This is a genomic window from Cobetia sp. QF-1, from assembly GCF_002213105.1.
In the GTDB taxonomy this organism is placed as follows: Bacteria; Pseudomonadota; Gammaproteobacteria; order Pseudomonadales; family Halomonadaceae; genus Cobetia; species Cobetia crustatorum.
In genome coordinates, this window is sequence record NZ_NBVS01000003.1 from 400,295 (window position 1) to 419,794 (window position 19,500).

Here is a 19,500-nt window from a genome sequence, read left to right on the forward strand (position 1 = left end):
GAGCCCCGTGTCTGTTGGTGAGAGTACCGCCTTCCTCTACCATCACTGCAGCATCACTGGCTTGGTGACCGTGGCGGAGTCTCTTCCGAGAATGGCGAGCGCGCCTCTGGCACAGCGCCAGGGGCGAGTGACTGCGGGGCACTGGGAGCCGATGCACTCGGGGCCGGACGCCCAAACGGTGAGGCACCACGGCCGGTCGGCGACTCCATGGCCTTGAGACTGCTGGCCACCAGCAAGGCGCCAAATACGCTGATGATGATGCCGCCGACCAACCCGATCAGCGCCGCCCAAGGCCAGTGACGCACGGAAGCACGGCGGTTACTGCCCTCTTTGCCCAGGCGTGCGCCAGCCGCTACCAGCCGTCCGCTGGCCTTCATGAGTAGCGTTGCCATCGCGACGCTGCCCACCGTGAGCGCCGTACCCAGTGACATCGCCAGCACTGCCAGCACTCCACTGCCGACCATGCCCAGTGCCAGCGCTGCCAAGAGCACCAGAATCGCGCCGGAACACGGTCGCAGACCGATAGCCAGCACCGCCATTCCCATGGTGCGCCAGTCACCGCTGGCCTGCTCTGCCGTCACGCCATGCGCATGCCCACAACCGCAGTCGTGATCATGGTCGTGGTCGTGCGAGTGGTGATGTGAGTGTTCGTGTGAATGGTCCTGTGAGTATTCATTCAAATGGTCGTGGCCATGCGCTGCTCCCTGCACAGATATCCGAGCGGCTCGCCATAATCCTCGTGCAGCACGCAGAATCAGCAATAGCCCCAGCAGCAATACGCCGACATGGCTGAGCAACGTGACCTTCTCGACCTGCCCGAGCACCTCACGTCCCGCCCAATCGAGCAAACCAGCTCCCAGCCCGACCAGCACCAACGCGCTGACGCCCTGCAACAATGCCGCCAACAACGATAGCCATAGCGCGCGACGGCGAGCCACCGTCTGACTGGCCAGCAACGTACTGATGACGACCTTGCCATGCCCTGGACCCGCGGCATGCAGCACACCATAGGTGAAGGAGAGGCCGATCAATGCCCAGGGCGTGCCCGGGTGGGCAGCCAGCTCACTCATGGCGCGGCCAAGCGCGCGCTGGAAGCGAGATTGCTCGGCAAAGATCCACCCCAGTGCCTCCCCCCAGCCCTGCACCAGACTCGGCCATACCAGCATGCCCAGTACGACCAGACCACACCCGATGGCCAGGACGCCCGCCCATTGACGGCCACGAGCAGAGGCAGGCTTCATGAGGCTGTCGCGCATGCCCTTGAGACTTTTGACATCCTGCAGTCCACTGGAATCTTCTTGCTCACGACTCATTGAGCGGCCTCACAGCGCACGCTGCCGATTTCGGCGAAGTATTGACCCAGATCCATCGGTGCCGTGGCATTGATGTCCAGCATCGATGCCTCGGCGACCTTTTCGGGGTCAGGGTCCGCGGGCTTGATACCCGGCGTGCAGCTCAATGGCGAGGTCTGCGATTCCAGCCCACTGACGACCAATCCCTCTTTGACGGCAATGGCATCCGGGTCGTGCAGAATCTCGATGTAATAAGTGGGGTCGTAGATACGATAGCTGAGCGTATGCCCTGCCATGGGGACCGGCTTGGCCAGCGGCAACTCCATCTGGAAGGCGACCCGCTCGCCCTTGAGCCAGGTGGTCTGGTTCTTCGCCTTACCCAACGCGACCGGTGCGTCATCCAGAGTGACATGGGTGTAATACTCAAATTGCGAGAGATTGGCGAGAATCTCGTTGCCCAGGGCATCGAGACGCTGCTCCATGCTGCTGTCGTCCTCAAGCGCCGCCAGCTCCTGACGCAACGTCAGGCTATAGAAGGGATCAAGCAACCAGTACTGACGCAGTGCGACTGCTCGCCCTTGGTCATCGAGACGCAAGGTGACGCGTAAATCGACCCAGCCATGAGGGTGCGCAGCCGCCGGCTGACTCACACTCAGCAGAGACATTGTCAACAAGGGCAATAACAACGCCATGCAGGCGTTGCGATAAGCGGCAACAGACATCGAAAGACTCCGAACAAGGCGGATGAAAGGATTCAGGCAAGATGAATGGGCGAAAAGATGTCACGCCCGACGATAATGGCTTGCAAAAACTGATGACTCACACAAAACGTTACCTTATAACACCAGCAGATGCATCACTCTCCAGACTCGTCACCGCCCTGGCGGAAGCTGTCACGACGCAGCCCATACTTGTGCATCTTGAGGTTCAGCGTGCGACGCGGCAGCGCCAACTCATCAAGCACTAGTGCAATATTGCCGCGCGCACGCTGCAGAGACGCGCGAATGAGAGTTGCCTCGAAGAGCGCCACCTGCGCTGCAAGCCCTGTAGAGTGATTGCCCTCGTCCTGCTTCCCTTCACCGTCCACCGGGACCGGTTCAGTCTCTCCCAGCACGACTCTCTGACTAGCCAGTTGACGTAACTGCCATAGATTACCGGGCCAATCGGCCGCCATCAGCGCCGCAAGCTCACCGGTGCCAAATGATACCTCTGCCACCTGATGCACCTCCGCCGCCTGGCGGCTGAAGTGCGCCATCAATAACGGGATATCTTCTCGGCGCTCACGTAACGCAGGGGTGCTCAGTTCTATCTCGGCCAAGGCATGACCCAGCGTCAGGCTCAGTGCGCCGCCGGCTATCAGCTCATGCGGGCTTTTCATCGCGCTGCATACTAACCGTGGTGATTGACGCCCTGCATGTGACTGGCTCACCAACCAACCGTCTAACCACTGCCATTGTTCGGCGCTCAGGCCACTCACTTCATGCAACAGCAATGTCGTCGCGCCAGGCGCTGCCGCCAGTGCATCAGCCATAGCTTCGGCCAATGCGCCCGCTCCGCGCGCATCACCGGTCAACGGACGGCACTCGACTCTCGCCAATAGTGCATGTGCTGCCATCACTGCATCGCTACGCGCAGATGCTGTCTGTGGTGCAGCATGCTCAGCAAGGGCGAGCGCAGTTGCGGTACGCCCACTGCCCGGCTCACCCGTGATCCAGAGGCGTGCCGGATGTCCGCGTAATTCCAATAGCTGTTCACGTAGCTGACGTACCTTCGGACTTTCGCCGCGCAACAAACCGCTTAGGCCACGTACGCTCAGTCGGCGGCGCAAACGCTGGTTCTCATCACTCAGTCGCCGACCGGCCAATGCTTGACGCAGTTTCAGTTCAAGCGCCTCCGGGTCGAATGGCTTCTCGATGAAATCACGGGCACCACCCTGCATCGCCGCGACTGCCGTGGCGACATCGCCATGGCCCGTCATCATCAGCACCGGCAATTCCGGAGCGGCGAGCGCAAGCCGAGCCAGTAGCGTCATGCCATCCATGCCTGGCATGCGAATATCGCTGATCACCACGCTGACGGGTTCTCCGCTGGCTAGTGCTTCCAACAGTGCTTCGCCACGACTGAAGCAACGCAACGTCAGCTCAGCCAACTCGAGCCACTGAGCCAGCGACTCGCGGACGGCAGGGTCATCATCGACCAACCAGATTGGCGCCTCACGTGTCAGTTCCCGGTCATGCGTCAGACGTTGCTCTGCTACAGAAAGGTGTTCGATGAGTAGTCCGTCCGCAGAGTCGTCAGAGAGGTCATTCATGCTTGAGGCGCCTGTGAAGATATCTGATCAACATCATCCCTCCGGGCCTGATTACGCGATGCAAGGTCTGGCGTCAGTAGCCATAACTCAAAGACGGCACCGCCCAATGACAACGGCGATGATGCGGCATCGTCGGCCAGTCGCAGAGCCCCACCGAGATCTCGCGCCATGCCGTAGCTTAGAAACAGTCCCATGCCCATACCTTCACCGATGCCACGTGTCGTGATGAAAGGATCAAACAGCGTGGCACGCAACTGCGGATCAATACCGGGGCCATTGTCTTCGATACGCAGGCAACCGCCTGCCTGCCCCTCAAGGCAGGTAACATGCGGCCATGCCTGCCAGCGCAGGCGTAACCGGGGTGCTTCGCCCGTCGCACCCTCTGCCTGTTGACCATCCAATGCATCCAGCGCATTGCGGATAAGATTGGTCAGTAGTTGTTCAAGACGTACCTGCTCACCGATCACCTCGAGCGTATCGATGAGCCCCTCACGCTCGACCGTGATACCGAGCCGCGATAGCCGCTCTTCGAGTAGCTCCAGCACGAAGTCCACACGCGGCGTCAGCGCCAGCGGCGCGGGAGGCTGCTGACTAGCCGGACGCACGAACACGCGCAACTGACGAATCATGTCACCCAGCCGCTCGGCCAGCTCGCCAATGCGTGTGAAGTTACTGCCTGCCATCACGGCAGTACGGGAGGCTTTCTCTGGCTGGGCAGCACCACGCGCCAGCAGTTTGCTACCGCTGGCCGCATAGGTGCGAATGCCCACCAGGGGCTGATTGAGCTCATGGGCGATACCGGCGGCCATCGTGCCGAGTGCCGCCAGCTTGCCAGTTTGCACTAGCTCATCGCGCGTGGCTTCCAACTCACGGGAGCGCTCGGCGACCCGCACTTCGAGTCGCTCATTGATCTCTCGCATGACGCTGGCTTCGCGCCGAATCAGGCGTAAACGAGCCTGACGCTCACGCATCCAGAGCGCCAGCAGGCCAAGGCTAAATAAAGCAGCAAGACCCACGAGGACGGCATTGCGCGCCTGTGCGTAAAGCGGGCGCATTGGCATCAAAAAATGCAGCTGCCACTTAAGCGGCCCACTGGCCAGTGACTCATCCAGGTAACGTTGCCCGACGGCAGCCGAGGACAGAGACACAGCATCGCCGGCCCCGAGCACCAGACTGCCGTCCTCCAGAGAGCGTGCCAGCGGGGAAAGTGGCGCGCCACGGAACTGCTGCTGAGCGCGGATATTGGTCATCGCAACGGGCGTCAGCGCGGCAAGCGCACGATATTTCCAACTACGCCGAGCGGCCAACAGCACAATGCGATTGGCATCGGCGAGCAGCACCGTCTCGCCTGCCTGCCGCCAGGTGTCTTCAAGCGCCTCCAGCGAGACCTTGACCACCAACACACCTAGTGGCTGATCATCCGGCCCCATTACTGGTGCAGAAACAAAGTAGCCGGGCCGACCGGTGGTATTGCCCACCGCGAAGAACTCTCCGCGCCCACCAGCAATGGCATCAATGAAGTAGGGCCGATAGGCATAGCGATGGCCGACAAAGCTCCCTTCTTCATCGAAGTTACTCGCTGCGAGCGTCAGTCCCTGACTATCGGTCAAGAAGATGGCGGCGGCACCGGACTCCTGCGCGACACGCTGAAGATGCCAATCCAGACTATTGCGGTTGCGACTGTCATCTGATGCTTGAGGGGTAGAAGCAGTCTCGTCGAAAGCGGCACGCACGCGCGGCTGCCGTGCCAAAAGGCCCGGCAGCCACTGAAAGCGCGATAATTCCGCATTGAGAGTGCTGGCATAGAAGTGCAACCGCGTGGCAGCGTGCTGACGGGCATCCCGCTCACCGCGCGAAAACTCCCAATGCCAGAGGGCAAACAGCGCCATGAGCCCCGCTAGCAGACTGGCGGTCAGCGCCAGCCACACCAAGCGGCGGCGACGCAATGCACTTAGTCGCATGTGCTGCACTGCCTATCGCACCGAATCATCATGCTTCTCGTCACGGGACGCCAATCACCGGTACGGTGCGGGCGTTGAGTGCTATCGCCACATCCACCAGTAGATTATCGAGACGGCCCGGCGCGATATCAGCACCATTGCTGTCACCGGTCACGCTGAGACGAATCTGGCCATTGACCTCGCTGACCCACGCCTCGAGCATCAACGGCGGACGAGCCGCAAAGCTGGCATCGAGACGTTCCAGATCAGGGTCCGCGCGGTCAATGATGAAGCCGCGTTCAGCAAGCGTCGTCAGCAATGTGACGAATACCTGCTGTGACGTCAGTGCACCGCTGTCCGGGACAATGACAGCGGTACGTGAATCCGGCGCGTGGGTGGGCTGCGTCATGCAACCGCCCAATGCCAGCAAACCAAGGCACGCCATCAAGCGCAGGAATGTTGGAATACGGTATTTCATCAGCGAACCTCCCGAGGATCACGACCAGCCAGTGCGGCATCAAGCTGGCGGGCGATCTGCCGGCAGCTATCGCTGTCATTCTGTGGGCGGGCATCAATCACATAGCCACCTTGATTGATGACCTGTTCATCGCGGATCACCCGTACACGCTCATCCGGTGCGACCAGCGAGATACGCTCAAAGCTGATCGGGTCATCACGGTAGACATCATTGCCGACACCCACGCCTACACCGCGGCCGGCTGCCACGCCATAGCCGACAGAGAAGCCAATACGAGAACCAAAGGGACCGCTGATGGCGCCCAGTCCTGACTGATCTACCTTGCGCTCCCCTGTCACGACACCGAGTGTCTGCTCGCTCTCGCGCACTTTATAGCCGCGCGCTTCGACTATCTGAGTCGCTGCCTGCAGCCATTGATGAGCATCGCCTTGGCGCGGAAAGATGCATGCCTCAGGCAGGCCAGTACTTTCTTGAGCCGCTAGTGGGTCCTGCGGAGCGAATACAGAACAGCCGCTCAGCAACAGCAAGCTGACAGCGGTCAATGCCATGCGTGGCCCTTGCCAACAAGAACGACGGGATAGATAGCGGAGTGCAATAAGTCGATGGGGCATGCGGACATCTCCTATCAGCCCATAAGCACAGAGATATCTCACGATTCTTCGGCGAGACACGTCAAAGGCGCTAGACTGACACATAAGTCTTGTATGGTTCCTGCACAACTTTAGTGTCAGACACTTGGTTGGCAGGTGGTCTCATCTTAGCGCTCAGCCGAGACAGCGCCTACCTTACTAGCCCTGTGATACCGCCTTCTTGCGCGCCAATCAACCACGAGAGAGTGACACCTCGGGGAAGAAGAATCGATCCATCAATGGCGCTCGCGTAGTACACACGCGCGGACAACTCACGACGCGGCTGGTTCAATAAGTTACCATTATCAACGGATAGGCAATCAGGGAGATTAATTTATGTCAGAAAACGCTGACCAACCTACGGTCGCGAAGATCAATCCGCCGGTATTCTTCGGCTCTGCCATCGTGATTCTGGCCTTTGTGCTCTTCACGGTACTGAAGCCAGAGCTTGCTAATACGGTCTTTGGTCACGTTCAGACTTGGATCATCGATACCGTCGGCTGGTTCTACCTGCTGGCGATGGGGCTGTTCGTAATCTTTACGCTGGGTCTCGCCTTCTCACGGTATGGCGATATCAAGCTGGGACCAGATCATTCAGAGCCGGATTTCAGCTATAAATCCTGGTTCGCCATGCTGTTCTCCGCAGGCATGGGCATCGGCTTGATGTTCTATGGCGTCGCCGAGCCAGTGATGCACTTCACCTCACCGCCTGTCGGTGATGCTGGTACTGTGGAAGCCGCTCGCGAAGCGATGAAGACCACCTTCTTCCACTGGGGTCTACATGCTTGGGGCGTCTACGCCGTCGTCGCACTGGCACTGGCTTATTTCAGCTTCCGTCACGGGCTTCCGCTGCGCATCAGCTCTGCACTTTACCCAATCATCGGTAAGCGTATTCATGGCCCTATCGGCCATGCGGTCGACATTTTCGCCGTCTTCGGCACCATGTTTGGCGTAGCAACCTCGCTTGGCCTTGGTGTACTACAGGTCAATTCGGGGCTGCATTATCTGTTTGGCATCGAGAATAGTCTGACGACTCAGATCATTCTGATCGCCATCATTACCGGGCTCGCCACCATGTCTGTGGTAATGGGTCTGGATGGTGGCATCCGCCGCCTCTCCGAGCTTAACCTTGGCTTGGCTCTGGCACTGATGCTATTCGTGCTGTGTGTCGGCCCGACCATCTTCCTGCTGCAGTCGCTGATCCAGAACATCGGTGGCTACTTCAGCGAGGTAGTGGACAAGACCTTCAACATGTACGCCTACATTCCCGATGATGGCCCGTCCAAATGGCTGGGTGGCTGGACACTGTTCTATTGGGGCTGGTGGATTGCATGGTCTCCGTTTGTCGGCATGTTCATCGCGCGTGTCTCGCGCGGCCGCACCATCCGTGAATTCGTCTACGGCGTACTCTTCGTGCCAATGGGCTTCACCTTCCTGTGGCTGACTTTCTTCGGTGACAGCGCGCTACACCTGTTGATGACTGATGCTGCAGGCGGCCTGGCTGACGCAGTATCCAACGATGCTTCGGTGGCACTGTTCAAGTTCCTTGAACTCTTCCCCTTCAGCAGCGTGACCTCGTTGCTGGCGACATTGCTGGTGGTAACTTTCTTCGTGACCTCCTCTGACTCCGGCTCGCTGGTCATCGACATGCTGACCTCAAAGGAAGGCGATGAGTCTCCGGTGTGGCAGCGTATTTTCTGGGCCGTTTCAGAAGGTTTCGTAGCCGTTGCCCTGCTTGCGGCCGGTGGCCTGGGTGCTCTGCAAACCGCTTCGCTGGCCTCGGCACTGCCCTTCGCCATCATTCTGATGTTCGTGGCTTATGGCCTGCTCAAGGCACTGCGGCTCGAGGGCGTCAAGCAGCGCTCCATGCAGCACCTGAGCAATACACCGGGCCACACAGCTGGCGGTGCTCGCAGCTGGCAGAAGCGTGTACAGACGCTGGTCGAAACGCCACGCCAGAAGAGTGTCGAGCAGTTCGTCATTGATCTGGTGACACCGGCACTGGCAGATGTCGCGAAGGAATTCGAGGCCCAAGGCCTGGATACGCGCATCAACGACGAAGAAGACCGCAGCTATCTGCAGGTCAGTCATGGCGAAGAAATCGACTTCGTCTATGGCGTACGGGTACGCGAATATGCGGCACCGGCCTTTGCCCTGCGCAGCGTCAAGCGCAAGGGGGCCAGCGATCTGCAGCGTCAATACCGTGCCGAGGTCTTCCTGCGTGAAGGTGGCCAGACGTACGATGTGATGGGTTATAGCAAAGACCAGATCATCGGCGACGTGCTGGATCAGTACGAGAAGCATATGCACTTCCTGCATCTGGCTCGTAACTGAGCAAGCGATCACTGACAGCATGCTGTTCGATACCCATGTGTTCGGCAGCACTGTGAGAAACGGTACTCTGATACAAGTATCGTGATCGACAGCCGATGCTTTGGCTGTCGCAAAGACCCCGCCTCGTGCGGGGTCTTTGCGTTTGTAGGCCTGCCATCATCACGGCGATATGGTGCACCTGCCTTGAAAAGGCCAACCACATGCCGCATCTAAGTAGGAAGCGCCGTGATAGCAATCAATAATGAGGGCAATGCAGCAAATTCGTTACCCTCCTTGCAACGGCACGCTCTACACTGGTCTCATCGACGCGTCGTGGGCTCATCCCCTGCGTCGCCGGCCTACCTCACAGCGCCGGTTAATTTCATATTCCATAGGGAGAGTCATTCATGTCCACCGATACCAATGCCATTGGCCTGCACACGTCCACCGCCACTCAGCTGGCCGAACACCTCAACATCCTGCTCGCCAATTACCAGACCTTCTACATGAACGCGCGTGGCTATCACTGGAACGTGAAGGGCAATCAATTCTTCGAGCTGCACGTGAAGTTTGAAGAAACCTACACCGACCTGCTGACCAAGGTTGACGAGATTGCCGAGCGCATCCTGACCCTGGGCCACGAGCCGATGCACGCCTACAGTGATTACGCACGCGTGGCGACCATCAAGGAAGACACCCATGTCAGCGACGGCACCACCTGCGTCAAGGGCCTTCTGGCGGGCTACAAGTCACTGATCGAGCTGCAGCGTGAGATTCTCTCCGTGGCATCTGATGCCGACGATGAAGGTACTGCCTCGCTAGTGGGTGACTACATCCGTGAGCAGGAAAAAACTGTCTGGATGCTGTCTGCCTACCTCGGCTGATATTGTTTGGCCAGGATCACCTCGGCTGTGCAGCACTGATATTCGACTCTGACATTCAGTACGGATATCTGACACGACATAGCCAAGCTCCACCGCCAAGCATCGTCTGAGCAAGCGCCGCCTTCTTCCCCCGTATTCTCGCGGATGGTAGAAGGCGGCGTTGTAATTATGACGCAGAAAGTAGAGGGATGACCTGTATCCAGAGCGGATCATCTGGCCGATATTCAAGGAGGAATGCATGTCATTGCCACTGACACGTCTGTTACGCAAGCTGCTGCATGTGGCCGCCAAACCCATGCGTCACTCACAAGGAAAAGACGGCTGCGTCATTCATGCCTACCGTGGCTATGGCTCTCGCAGTGAAGTTTTCCTGATGGGCCGTATCTTCCAGCAGCCCGGTTCGCGCAGCCAGCTTGCGCCAGGCGCTGGACGTGACCTGATGGATGTTGCGCGTCGCATGTTGCGCTGGGGAAAGGGCGGCGTGGAGGTAGACGTCAGTCTCGGTGATAACTGCACGACCGTGACCACTGATCGTGATGGCTACTTCAGCGTGCACCTTCCTCTCACATCCCCCCTCGTGCATGAAGGCCAGTGGCAGACGGCTCAATTGATCGCGCGCCCGCCGAAACAGGCTGCGGTGGAGGGCGAGGCACAAATCTACCTGCCTCCCGCCAGCACCAGACTGGGCGTGATCAGCGATATCGATGACACCGTGATGCATACCGGTGTCGCCAACAAGCTGAAGATGCTTTATCGCCTCTTTATCGAATCTGCCGAACGACGCATGGCTTTCCCCGGTGTCGCAGCGCTTTATCAGGCACTGCATGAAGGGCCTGATGGCCAACAGCAACGCCCCCTACTCTACGTCTCCCGCGGACCGTGGAGCATCTACGAAATGCTCGAGATCTTCTTTCAGCACAACCGAATTCCGGTAGGACCCATTCTCTTCCTGCGCGAGTGGGGACTGACGCTGCAGCGTCCATTGCCCAAACGCTCTGAAGACCACAAGCAGGCACTGATCGAGAAGATGCTCGATCTCTACGATGAGATGCAGTTTCTGCTTATCGGTGACAGCGGTCAGCATGACCCTGAAGTCTATGCCGATGTCGTACGCCGCTACCCGGGGCGTATCTGTGCCATCTATATCCGCCAGATCGGCGATTCCGACTCGCGCAAGGCCGAGCTAGCCACATTGAGCGAAGAGCTGTCAGTGCTCGGCTGCGACATGCTGCTCAGCACTGACAGTCTCGACATGGCGCGTCATGCATACGCCAATGACTACATCGATGCCGCAAGTGTCGAGATGGTACGCGCCGAGATTGAGCATCAGTACTCAGACGTTGCTGCTTGAGCGATACCCGCCTAGAGAGGCATGAGACTTATCCACCAGACAGCAAAACGGAGACCCATGGGTCTCCGTTTTGCTGTCTGGCGAATGACTGCTCGGCAAATCAGCCCTGACGTGCACGGATCAGATGATCCAGCGATAGGCGCCCCGGCCCCTGCAATACAAGTACCAGCAAGCTGGACATCCACAGGCCATGAGTGACCCAGGCGTCTGGATAGACGAATAGCTGGATGGTCAGTGTCATGACGGCGAGTCCCAGCGCGGCAAAGCGCGACCCCAAGCCTAACCACAACATGAGCGGGAAGAAGTGCTCAGCGAACGTTGCCAGATACGCGGCCAACACCGGCGAGACCAGCGGTAACGCGTACTCATGCTCAAACAGGAAGAAGGTGCTTTCCTTGAGGGCGAAGCCGTCGACCTTGGTTTGTGCCGACATGAAGAACACGGCGCCAATGACGATGCGCATCAGAATCAGCACGGCATCCATGCGCAGATTTTCCAGCCAGACCAAGACACTCAATAGCTTGCCGGCGATACCGGAGCGAGAAGAGGATGTTGATGACGCGGATGATGATTCAAGGCTCATGAGTGAGGCCTCCTCGAGAATGCGCTGATGCGCGGGGCGTTACCGGGAGTCACCCGCATAACAGGGCATGAGTCGTAATCGAAGACACAGTACGGCTTACGCCGGTGTGCTCTGATCGTCAGTGTTCTGAATCCAGGGCGATAAACACGCCACTGCTCAACAGTGGGGCTAGCAGCAAACCGAGATCTTCCTCGGGATAATGCTCCGCCAGCGTCGCAGCAGCGTCGCCCAGGGCCTCACCCGCAATAAGCTCCTCGAGCAACCGCGCACCTGCCACCGACAGCGGTAGTACTTGAACGTCGAAAGCCGGCCGCGTCACCAGAAGCGTCTGTGGCTGATTGATGTCCAGCCCTGCGAGCGTGGCCTGCGGCTGTTGATGACGCTGCCATATGTCCAACACGCAATACTCGAGATGCAGCAAGCGGGCTGCCGGGTGCGAGGCAAAGCGCAACGCCATGACCTCTTCCGGCGCCAGTTGAGAGAGCTGCGTCGGTACCAATGCCCGGGCATCAGCAGCGTGATACGCCTCTCGTCGTGCGACCTCGAGCTGCGCTAGATCCACTGCATAGAAGGGCAGACGATCACGAGTCGCCCGGCCACTCTCGGCAAGTGTTGTCAGCGTCACCTGCAAGGTGTCGGCGAGCCCGTGACCGTAATCCATCATCAGTGGTGAATCCGGCAAATGCTGGCGCGCATGGTCATGTGCCAAGGCAGCGAAAAATCGCTCACCCAGTACCTGACGCGTCACGGGATAAGCCTCTTCCAGCGCGGCGATGAGACTGGCCCAAACATTATTGCGGTATACATCGAGTCGTTGCTGATGGCCTGACTCGATACCAGGCAAATGAGTATCCGGCTCGGCCAGCGCCGCAACGAAGGCTTGCTGCCAATGAGACAGATCCTGCGCCGAAGATGTCATCGAGCACTCTCCGCCTTGAGGTGAGAGGCTGTATGAACACGGCTTTCCTGCATCAGCGCCTCAGCGCGTGATGCCTGCCCCAACAACACTTCAAGGGCAGGCACCTGGGTATCCCATTCGATCAATGTCGGCCGCGAACCGATACGATTGATGAAGTCGGCATAGAGTGCCCAGACATCATCACTGACAGGAGCGCCGTGATTGTCGATCAACAGGCTCTCCCGCTCGTCCGCGATATGGCCTGCCAGATGGATCTCACCGACGGCTGACGCGGGAATCGCCTCCAGCCAAGCAGCAGGATCAATGCCAATGTTATGTGCCGAGACGAAGACATTGTTGACGTCGACAAGCAGACCGCAACCACTACGCTCGATCAATTCATTGAGAAATAGCGTCTCTGGTATCAGCTCGGCTCCCAATTCATGCGCATCAAAGCGCAGATAGTGAGCCGGATTTTCAATCAATACCTGACGGCCCAGGGTGTCCTGCAGCTGCGCCAGATTATCAGCAACCCGTGCCAGCATCGCCTTGGTCAGCGGTACTGGCAGCAGGTCGTTATAGAAGTGGCCACTATGGCCGGCCCACGCCAGATGCTCAGACACACTGGCGGGAGTATGACGCTCGCAGAGCGTCTTGAGACGGGCAAGATGCGCACGATCCAATGGACGATCTGACGCCAACGACAGGCCGACTCCATGAATGGAGAGTGGGTAGCCCTGAAGTGCATCCAGTCGTGCGTGAGGTGATCCTCCGGCGCCCATGTAGTTCTCGGCATGAATCTCGAGAAATCCCAGTGCCGGACGCGATGACATCAACTCACGCACATGTTGTGCCTTGAGGCTGATGCCAGCGGCCATATCAGGCAGTGCGGGCTGAACTCTACCGGAGGTTGAACGACCGGCTGTCTGCAATTGATCGCGCATGAAGGCCCCTTGAATATGCTGACGTCCGGTGGACGACTATTGAGAGTGTTACCACCGGACGTCGGTCGCGGATCTAGTACCCGAAACGCAGTGCTTAGCCTTCGATCACTTCAAGGCTGCCGTGGCCATTCGGTGTCTCGATGGAAGCGCAGGTACCTTCCGGAACGAGCTTCCAAGCGTTGCCCTGATAATCGGAAGTGGAAGTACCAGCACAGGAAGTACCCGGGCCAGCGGCACAGTCATTTTCACCTGCCAGTGAAACGCCGTAGCACTTTTCCATGCCGGCAGCATGTGCAGGGATAGAGACGACGGCAGTAGACAAGGCAACGGCAGTACCGAGGGCGGACATCAGGGCGAAGGCAGTCTTGGCAGATTTATTGGACTTGGTAGACATGGGTACATCTCCTGAGAAAAAGCTCTTTAATGAGCCAAACGTTGTTTATCTATCATTTTCGCCCCTTCACTGCGGGCTCAATCCAACTTACGCGGAGGCCATGGATACGGATGCAGACAGAAACCAACTTTTTGCAGCAATACCTGGATATTCTGCCAACGCCACGCATCCCCTCCTTTCCAGCCCTATAACGATAACGTGTCCTTACGTTGGTCATCTTGACGCTGACAGAGACATGGCGAGGCAGGGAAATGACGACGATAGCTGGTCTGTACAGACGGCTGGGCGCCGAAAAGGCGCCGTGGAGGAGGTGTACTGCTGAAAAGTAATGGCTGCGATAAATAGCGGAAATGAGGAGCTGAAGCAGAGAATGAAGCGGAGATTGAAATAACAGCAATGGCAGCAAAAAAGAAGGAAGAGATGTCAGGAAGGATCGCCCTGCCACTTGCGCTCCAGATTTTCCCAGCGCGATAACGGCGGTGCTACTCGCGGCTCATCGGCTTTCGCTGCCGTCTCATGATCAGTGTCAGCGCCCTGCTGATGAGATAGCTCCTCTTGAATCTGACCATCTTGAAATAGCCCTTCCTGAGGCGGACTTTCCTGCGGCTGACTTTCGCGTGATTGGCGCACCAGTGTCTCCGGCAACGGCTTTTTCATGCGCGCACCCAGCGCCTGCAATTCTTCAGCCCGGCTGATCAGATTACCGCGCCCACTGGCCAATCGTTTCATGGCTGTCTCATGAACCTCACGGGTACGCCCAATCTGACTCCCTAACTCTTCCAGTGACTCGGCCAATCCGCGGAACTTGTCGAGCAGCGCTCCTGCCCGCTCGCCAATCACTCGCGCATTGTCATTCTGGCGCTCAAGGCTCCACAGGCTGGCCACGGTGCGCAGACTTGCCAGCAGCGTAGTCGGCGTCACCATCACGACACCCTGCGTGAAGGCATCCTGAAACAGGCTGTCATCGTGCTCAAAGGCCAGTGCAAAGGCCGGCTCCATCGGCAAGAACAGGAACACGAAGTCCGGTGAGGCCAACCCATCGATAGCCGGATAGTTACGTCGCGCCAGACCTGTGACGTGCCCACGAACCGAGGTCAGATGCGCGCGCAGCGCACGGCTGCGATTGATCTCATCATCGGCATTCACGTAGTCGGTATAGGCCTTGAGCGAGACCTTGGCGTCGATGATCAGATGCTTGTTGTCGGGCAAATAGACGATGGCATCCGGCCGCTGGCGGCCACCTTCTCCACTGAAGGACACCTCGCGCTTGAACTCGATGCCATCACGCAGCCCGGAGCGCTCCAGTACCGTCTCGAGAATCATCTCACCCCAGTTGCCCTGCATCTTGCTGTCGCCCTTGAGTGCGCGCGACAGATTGGCGGCTTCTTCGGTGATCTGACGATTCAGACCCGCCAGTTGATCGAGCTGACTCTTGAGGCTGGTGCGCTCACGCACTTCCTCGCCATGCAACTGTTCAAGACGCTGACGAAAATCACCGACCTGCTCCCGAAACGGCTTGAGCAGCTGTTCGAGCTGAGCACCACTGGACGCCGTAAAGCGCTGCTGGCGCTCCTCGAAAATCTTGCCCGCCAATTGCTCGAATTCCTGACTCAGCCGCGTGCGAGCATCGTTGAGCAGCGCCAGTTGCTCGGTGTGGTGACCCGCCTCCTGCCGCTGTCGGGTCACGAGTGCCGCGTGGGTTTCACGTAGCTCAGTGTAGCGCTCACTCAGTGACTCCAGACGCTCTTCGCGCTCTAACAGCTGTGCCTCCAGCACCTCTTGCTGACGCGTCAGGCCACGCGCCTGTGTCTGCTGCTCACTCAGGGCACGCGATTGCTGATCCAATCGTATCTGGAGAGCCTCACGCTGCCCCATCAGTTCATCGCGTGCCTGACGCGCCTCTTGCAGTGCCTCACCGAGATGACGTTGCTGCTGTTCGGCCAGCGCTTCACGCTGGGCTGCCTGTTGATGTGCCTCGCGCGTCTGCTCGAGCGCATCCTGTGCCTCGTCCACACGCGCTTCAAGTGCATGAACATTCTCACGCGCACGCCGCCAACCCAGCCCGATCATCAATGCAAGCATCAACAGAATGCCAATCAACAGCCATAGCAACGCAGAAGGTTCAGAAAGCAACGACATCGGGCACTCCAGAGCCAATGAAAGAACACGAGGGCTCACCCCCCTTGAAAGTCAGTATCGCGCATCCATGTCTTGAGTGTCAGGGCGCAACTCGGGTGAGCCCCCGACCTCACATGGTGCGGGGCTTCTCACTGCCAGCTCGTCCCTCTCGCTCGCAAGACCCGCATGAATGGAAGGAGATACGTATGGCTCAGCAACTGCAAGGCAAGCGCGTCGCTATTCTCGCCACCCATGGCTTCGAAGAATCAGAATTGGCAGTCCCCCGCGCTGCACTCCAGCAGGCAGGCGTGGAGGTTCACATCGTCTCTCCACAGAAAGACGGCATCCGTGCCTGGGCAGAGACCGACTGGGGCGACACTTACCAAGTCGACAAACTACTCAGTGAAGCCAGCGAGCACGACTATCATGGCCTGGTGCTACCAGGCGGTTTGTTCAATCCTGACACCCTGCGCCAGGATGGGACTGCACTGAACTTCGTGCGCGCCTTCTTCCAGGCCCATAAACCGGTCGCGGCCATTTGCCACGCACCGTGGGTACTGATCAATGCTGGTGTCGTTGAAGGCCGCCGCATGACCTCTTACCCTTCCGTCGCCGAAGACCTCAAGAATGCCGGCGCCCAATGGGAAGATAGTGCCGTCGTCTGCGACAGTGCATTGATTACCAGCCGTACTCCAGAAGATCTGGATGCCTTCAATGCCAAGCTGATCGAAGAACTGGCCGAAGGCAAGCATCAGCACCAGCACGCTTGATCCACCCAGATAAACGCTGATGAAGCATCTGACGCGCCCTTGCCGCTCTGGCAAGGGCGCGTTGTCGTTCAGTGATTCATTACGCTCCGCACTTTCGCGCACTTCATTAATGCCACTAGGGACCCGATGGCATCAAACCTTCAAAAAATCATTTTGCAAGCAGTCACTTACGCCACAGACACCGAATGACGCCAATCAACGACACCAGAGCAAGTCCTCAGCAAGTGCATGTCATATTAGGAAACGCCTTTCGTAAAACACCGGACAACCCGATATCCTGATAGCAGGGATCGATAAGGGTGACTATCCGACAACACGGGAGACCGCCCCATGCACACCACTATATTGGCGCCACTGCTGCTGGGTCTGGGACTTATGCTGGCCGTCGCCGCACCCGCCGCCGCTGACGACCGCCAGCGCCACGGCAATCATGCACGTGGCAACGACCATAGCGTACGACACAGCACTCCCAACAGCCGCCACGAGGCCATCAAACGCCGCCATCTGAGAATGTTTGACAAGCCACGCGTGGTGGAGCGCCGCTACTCTGAACGCCGCGACTACGAGCACGATCGCTATCAACCGCGTCCTCGCTATTACGAATCACGCCATGGCTACGCGCCGCATCGTTACGAGTACCGTGGTTATCAACAACGACGCCATCAGAGCGGCGTGGTGATCGGGATACCGGCGATTCGCATCAATATCAATTGAGGCGACCGAGCTACGCAAGTACATATATTGATGGCAGAGACGACAACGCCCCGCTGGGTTAACTGGCGGGGCGTTGCTGTTTTGCGTGACATCTTCTGTGCTGCACGTCGTCAAATGCTGTCACTCAAGCGTCGTTACTCAAACGCTGGCGGGCGCTGCCAACTCAGTAATCAAGCCCTTGAGTACCTGCCAGAATTCACCAACAGACTCGACTTCGACCCGTTCGCTGGGCGAGTGTGCGCCACGAATCAGTGGCCCGAAGGAAATCATCTCAAGCGCCGGATACTTGGCACCCAGAATGCCGCACTCAAGCCCGGCATGGATGACCTTTATCTCTGGTGCACGACCGGTGACGGTCTCATGCAACGAGCAGAAGCGCGCCAACAGCGCCGCCTCAGGCACCGGCTTCCAGCCAGGGTACGCATTCTCGGCCACCGTGGTGGCACCAATCAGTGCGAACAGACCACGAATGCGCTGCTCCATCATGATCACCGCATCATCACGTAACGAGCGAACCAGCGCACAGAGATGGAAGCGGCCTTCACGCAACTGCACCACGCCAAGGTTATTGGAAGTCTCGACCACCCCTTCCACCGCTGCGCTCATACGCTCCACGCCATAAGGGGCAGCATCCAGCACGGCAATCAGTTGTCGACTGTCAGTGACTGACAAGGCGCTTTCGGCATTGCCGCGTCCCAGCGTCAGCGTCACGTCAGGATCGGTATCGCGTAGCTCGTCACGAATCTGTGCTTCGAAGGCGGTCAGGCGCTGACGCGCGATGGAAACGTGCTCATCGAACAGTACCAGGCTCGCCTGCGCTTCCCGTGGCAGTGCATTGCGCAGCGTACCCCCCGACCAGCTGACCAGACGCGGCGAGAACTCGGCCAGCTCTACCAGCGCCCGCGACATCAGGCGATTGGCATTGCCACGCCCACGATGAATATCAAGCCCTGAGTGACCGCCAATCAAGCCTCCGATGGTCAGCTCCAGCGCGGCCTCGTCCTCACGCAGCGAGGAGGTCGCGAATGCAGCGGAGACATTGATATCCGCGCCACCCGCACAGCCGATATAGACCTGTCCGCGGTCTTCTGAATCCAGGTTGAGCAGATAACGCCCTTCAAGCCAGCCTTCAGCCAGGTTCAGCGCGCCGCCCATCGAGGTTTCTTCCTCGAGGGTGAACAGTGCTTCAAGCGGACCATGGACCAGCTCATCATCCTCAAGCACGGCCAACGCCGCGGCCACGCCAAGTCCATTGTCAGCGCCAAGCGTAGTACCGCGTGCCTTCAACCAACCGTCTTCCAGATAGGTATCCAGCGAATCACGTGTGAAGTCATGTGCCGACCCACTGGCCGCTTGAGCCACCATGTCCAGATGGCCTTGCAATACGATGCCGGGCGCCTGCTCGTGGCCGACAGTGGCCGGCTTGCGCAAACGCAGGTTGCCAAAGTTATCGCGATCATGACTCAGCCCCCGCGATTCGGCCCAGGCGATGAGATGGGCGACAAGTGCCGCCTCGTGCCCGGAAGGACGCGGGATATTGCAGAGAGTGCGAAAATGACGCCAGAGAATGGCGGGTTCCAGCGTATCAATATGTTCATTCATGGCGAAGATTCCTGTTCTTGTCGCCTTTGAGCATACGGAACACCGGATGGGCATGGCTAGTCATTGGCAACAGCTGTCGATCAGCGAGTGCGAATATGCAAGGATGGCAATATCGATCCCTCGCCACGGGAGGCGACGCTGCTGCTTCATGCGCTCGCCCCTACGCGACCCTTGCGCTTTGGAGCCTTTATGCCACGCCGTCTGTTATTGCTATCCGTGATCTCCACCATTGCTGGCCTATTGATGCTAAGTGGCTGCTCGCCCATTCCTGACCTGCCC

17 protein-coding genes are annotated in these 19,500 nt (G+C 58.6%); 5 read left to right on the forward strand and 12 right to left on the reverse strand.

Features of this window, described 5'->3' with window-relative positions; genetic code table 11:
- Positions 1 to 53 precede the first annotated feature (53 nt).
- From CFN46_RS08185 to CFN46_RS08210, 6 genes are all read right to left on the reverse strand, one after another.
- Positions 54 to 1,313 (reverse strand): nickel/cobalt transporter, encoded by a 1,260-nt coding sequence (locus CFN46_RS08185; RefSeq protein ID WP_088743201.1) that lies wholly within the window; start codon positions 1,311 to 1,313, stop codon positions 54 to 56.
- Positions 1,310 to 2,014, reverse strand: a complete 705-nt coding sequence (locus CFN46_RS08190) for a DUF1007 family protein (RefSeq protein ID WP_246116444.1) — start codon at positions 2,012 to 2,014, stop codon at positions 1,310 to 1,312. Before CFN46_RS08190 ends, CFN46_RS08185 begins: the two co-directional genes overlap by 4 nt.
- 134 nt (positions 2,015 to 2,148) lie before the next feature.
- Positions 2,149 to 3,603, reverse strand: coding sequence for a sigma-54 dependent transcriptional regulator (locus CFN46_RS08195; protein WP_088743202.1), 1,455 nt, complete (start codon positions 3,601 to 3,603; stop codon positions 2,149 to 2,151).
- A complete protein-coding gene (locus tag CFN46_RS08200; protein WP_176426435.1) occupies positions 3,600 to 5,564 on the reverse strand; it encodes an ATP-binding protein in 1,965 nt (654 codons plus the stop codon). Before CFN46_RS08200 ends, CFN46_RS08195 begins: the two co-directional genes overlap by 4 nt.
- A 40-nt stretch (positions 5,565 to 5,604) precedes the next feature.
- The gene (locus tag CFN46_RS08205) at positions 5,605 to 6,021 is read right to left on the reverse strand and encodes a hypothetical protein (protein WP_088743203.1); all 417 of its coding nucleotides are present in this window, start codon (positions 6,019 to 6,021) and stop codon (positions 5,605 to 5,607) included.
- Complete coding sequence (locus CFN46_RS08210; RefSeq protein WP_141103644.1) at positions 6,021 to 6,632, reverse strand: hypothetical protein; 612 nt, start codon at positions 6,630 to 6,632, stop codon at positions 6,021 to 6,023. Before CFN46_RS08210 ends, CFN46_RS08205 begins: the two co-directional genes overlap by 1 nt.
- Before the next feature lie 354 nt (positions 6,633 to 6,986).
- Between CFN46_RS08210 and betT the strand changes: the two genes are divergently transcribed.
- The 3 genes from betT to CFN46_RS08225 all read left to right on the forward strand — a co-directional run bounded on the left by betT (position 6,987) and on the right by CFN46_RS08225 (position 11,198).
- Positions 6,987 to 8,984, forward strand: a complete 1,998-nt coding sequence (gene betT / locus CFN46_RS08215; RefSeq protein ID WP_088743205.1) for a choline BCCT transporter BetT — start codon at positions 6,987 to 6,989, stop codon at positions 8,982 to 8,984.
- Positions 8,985 to 9,370: 386 nt separating this feature from the next.
- The gene (locus tag CFN46_RS08220) at positions 9,371 to 9,847 is read left to right on the forward strand and encodes a Dps family protein (RefSeq protein ID WP_088743206.1); all 477 of its coding nucleotides are present in this window, start codon (positions 9,371 to 9,373) and stop codon (positions 9,845 to 9,847) included.
- A 238-nt stretch (positions 9,848 to 10,085) separates the two neighbouring features.
- Entirely contained in the window at positions 10,086 to 11,198 is a 1,113-nt protein-coding gene (locus tag CFN46_RS08225; protein ID WP_088743207.1) for an App1 family protein, read from the forward strand.
- Positions 11,199 to 11,298: 100 nt separating this feature from the next.
- Here the strand turns inward: CFN46_RS08225 and CFN46_RS08230 are convergent, their stop codons facing one another.
- The 5 genes from CFN46_RS08230 to rmuC all read right to left on the reverse strand — a co-directional run bounded on the left by CFN46_RS08230 (position 11,299) and on the right by rmuC (position 16,156).
- On the reverse strand, positions 11,299 to 11,781 hold the full coding sequence (locus tag CFN46_RS08230) for a DoxX family protein (RefSeq protein ID WP_088743208.1): 483 nt from the start codon (positions 11,779 to 11,781) through the stop codon (positions 11,299 to 11,301).
- Between the two features lie 118 nt (positions 11,782 to 11,899).
- Positions 11,900 to 12,700, reverse strand: coding sequence for a DNA-binding domain-containing protein (locus tag CFN46_RS08235; protein ID WP_088743209.1), 801 nt, complete (start codon positions 12,698 to 12,700; stop codon positions 11,900 to 11,902).
- Entirely contained in the window at positions 12,697 to 13,623 is a 927-nt protein-coding gene (locus tag CFN46_RS08240; RefSeq protein WP_024952974.1) for a DUF692 family multinuclear iron-containing protein, read from the reverse strand. The genes CFN46_RS08235 and CFN46_RS08240 overlap by 4 nt, the downstream gene beginning before the upstream one ends.
- A gap of 94 nt (positions 13,624 to 13,717) precedes the next feature.
- The gene (locus CFN46_RS08245; protein ID WP_024952975.1) at positions 13,718 to 14,017 is read right to left on the reverse strand and encodes a DUF2282 domain-containing protein; all 300 of its coding nucleotides are present in this window, start codon (positions 14,015 to 14,017) and stop codon (positions 13,718 to 13,720) included.
- A 423-nt stretch (positions 14,018 to 14,440) separates the two neighbouring features.
- Positions 14,441 to 16,156: a DNA recombination protein RmuC gene (gene rmuC, locus CFN46_RS08250; RefSeq protein WP_254918432.1), complete on the reverse strand. Its 1,716-nt coding sequence runs from the start codon at positions 16,154 to 16,156 to the stop codon at positions 14,441 to 14,443.
- Positions 16,157 to 16,341: 185 nt separating this feature from the next.
- Between rmuC and CFN46_RS08255 the strand changes: the two genes are divergently transcribed.
- Both CFN46_RS08255 and CFN46_RS08260 read left to right on the forward strand, forming a co-directional pair.
- Positions 16,342 to 16,905: a type 1 glutamine amidotransferase domain-containing protein gene (locus CFN46_RS08255; protein WP_024952977.1), complete on the forward strand. Its 564-nt coding sequence runs from the start codon at positions 16,342 to 16,344 to the stop codon at positions 16,903 to 16,905.
- Positions 16,906 to 17,235: 330 nt separating this feature from the next.
- Complete coding sequence (locus CFN46_RS08260) at positions 17,236 to 17,619, forward strand: hypothetical protein (RefSeq protein ID WP_088743210.1); 384 nt, start codon at positions 17,236 to 17,238, stop codon at positions 17,617 to 17,619.
- A gap of 138 nt (positions 17,620 to 17,757) precedes the next feature.
- Here the strand turns inward: CFN46_RS08260 and CFN46_RS08265 are convergent, their stop codons facing one another.
- The gene (locus tag CFN46_RS08265) at positions 17,758 to 19,221 is read right to left on the reverse strand and encodes an aminoacyl-histidine dipeptidase (RefSeq protein WP_088743211.1); all 1,464 of its coding nucleotides are present in this window, start codon (positions 19,219 to 19,221) and stop codon (positions 17,758 to 17,760) included.
- Positions 19,222 to 19,500 lie beyond the last annotated feature (279 nt).

What these genes read in the sequence shown, in the direction of transcription:
- CFN46_RS08220 (WP_088743206.1), top strand. Translation starts at nt 9,371, where the DNA reads ATGTCCACCGATACCAATGCCATTGGCCTGCACACGTCCACCGCCACT.
- CFN46_RS08240 (WP_024952974.1), bottom strand. Translation starts at nt 13,623, where the DNA reads ATGCGCGATCAATTGCAGACAGCCGGTCGTTCAACCTCCGGTAGAGTT.
- CFN46_RS08200 (WP_176426435.1), bottom strand. Translation starts at nt 5,564, where the DNA reads ATGCGACTAAGTGCATTGCGTCGCCGCCGCTTGGTGTGGCTGGCGCTG.
- CFN46_RS08225 (WP_088743207.1), top strand. Translation starts at nt 10,086, where the DNA reads ATGTCATTGCCACTGACACGTCTGTTACGCAAGCTGCTGCATGTGGCC.
- CFN46_RS08255 (WP_024952977.1), top strand. Translation starts at nt 16,342, where the DNA reads ATGGCTCAGCAACTGCAAGGCAAGCGCGTCGCTATTCTCGCCACCCAT.
- rmuC (WP_254918432.1), bottom strand. Translation starts at nt 16,156, where the DNA reads ATGTCGTTGCTTTCTGAACCTTCTGCGTTGCTATGGCTGTTGATTGGC.
- CFN46_RS08185 (WP_088743201.1), bottom strand. Translation starts at nt 1,313, where the DNA reads ATGAGTCGTGAGCAAGAAGATTCCAGTGGACTGCAGGATGTCAAAAGT.
- CFN46_RS08230 (WP_088743208.1), bottom strand. Translation starts at nt 11,781, where the DNA reads ATGAGCCTTGAATCATCATCCGCGTCATCAACATCCTCTTCTCGCTCC.
- CFN46_RS08210 (WP_141103644.1), bottom strand. Translation starts at nt 6,632, where the DNA reads ATGCCCCATCGACTTATTGCACTCCGCTATCTATCCCGTCGTTCTTGT.
- CFN46_RS08235 (WP_088743209.1), bottom strand. Translation starts at nt 12,700, where the DNA reads ATGACATCTTCGGCGCAGGATCTGTCTCATTGGCAGCAAGCCTTCGTT.
- CFN46_RS08245 (WP_024952975.1), bottom strand. Translation starts at nt 14,017, where the DNA reads ATGTCTACCAAGTCCAATAAATCTGCCAAGACTGCCTTCGCCCTGATG.
- CFN46_RS08205 (WP_088743203.1), bottom strand. Translation starts at nt 6,021, where the DNA reads ATGAAATACCGTATTCCAACATTCCTGCGCTTGATGGCGTGCCTTGGT.
- CFN46_RS08260 (WP_088743210.1), top strand. Translation starts at nt 17,236, where the DNA reads ATGCACACCACTATATTGGCGCCACTGCTGCTGGGTCTGGGACTTATG.
- CFN46_RS08190 (WP_246116444.1), bottom strand. Translation starts at nt 2,014, where the DNA reads ATGTCTGTTGCCGCTTATCGCAACGCCTGCATGGCGTTGTTATTGCCC.
- CFN46_RS08195 (WP_088743202.1), bottom strand. Translation starts at nt 3,603, where the DNA reads ATGAATGACCTCTCTGACGACTCTGCGGACGGACTACTCATCGAACAC.
- betT (WP_088743205.1), top strand. Translation starts at nt 6,987, where the DNA reads ATGTCAGAAAACGCTGACCAACCTACGGTCGCGAAGATCAATCCGCCG.
- CFN46_RS08265 (WP_088743211.1), bottom strand. Translation starts at nt 19,221, where the DNA reads ATGAATGAACATATTGATACGCTGGAACCCGCCATTCTCTGGCGTCAT.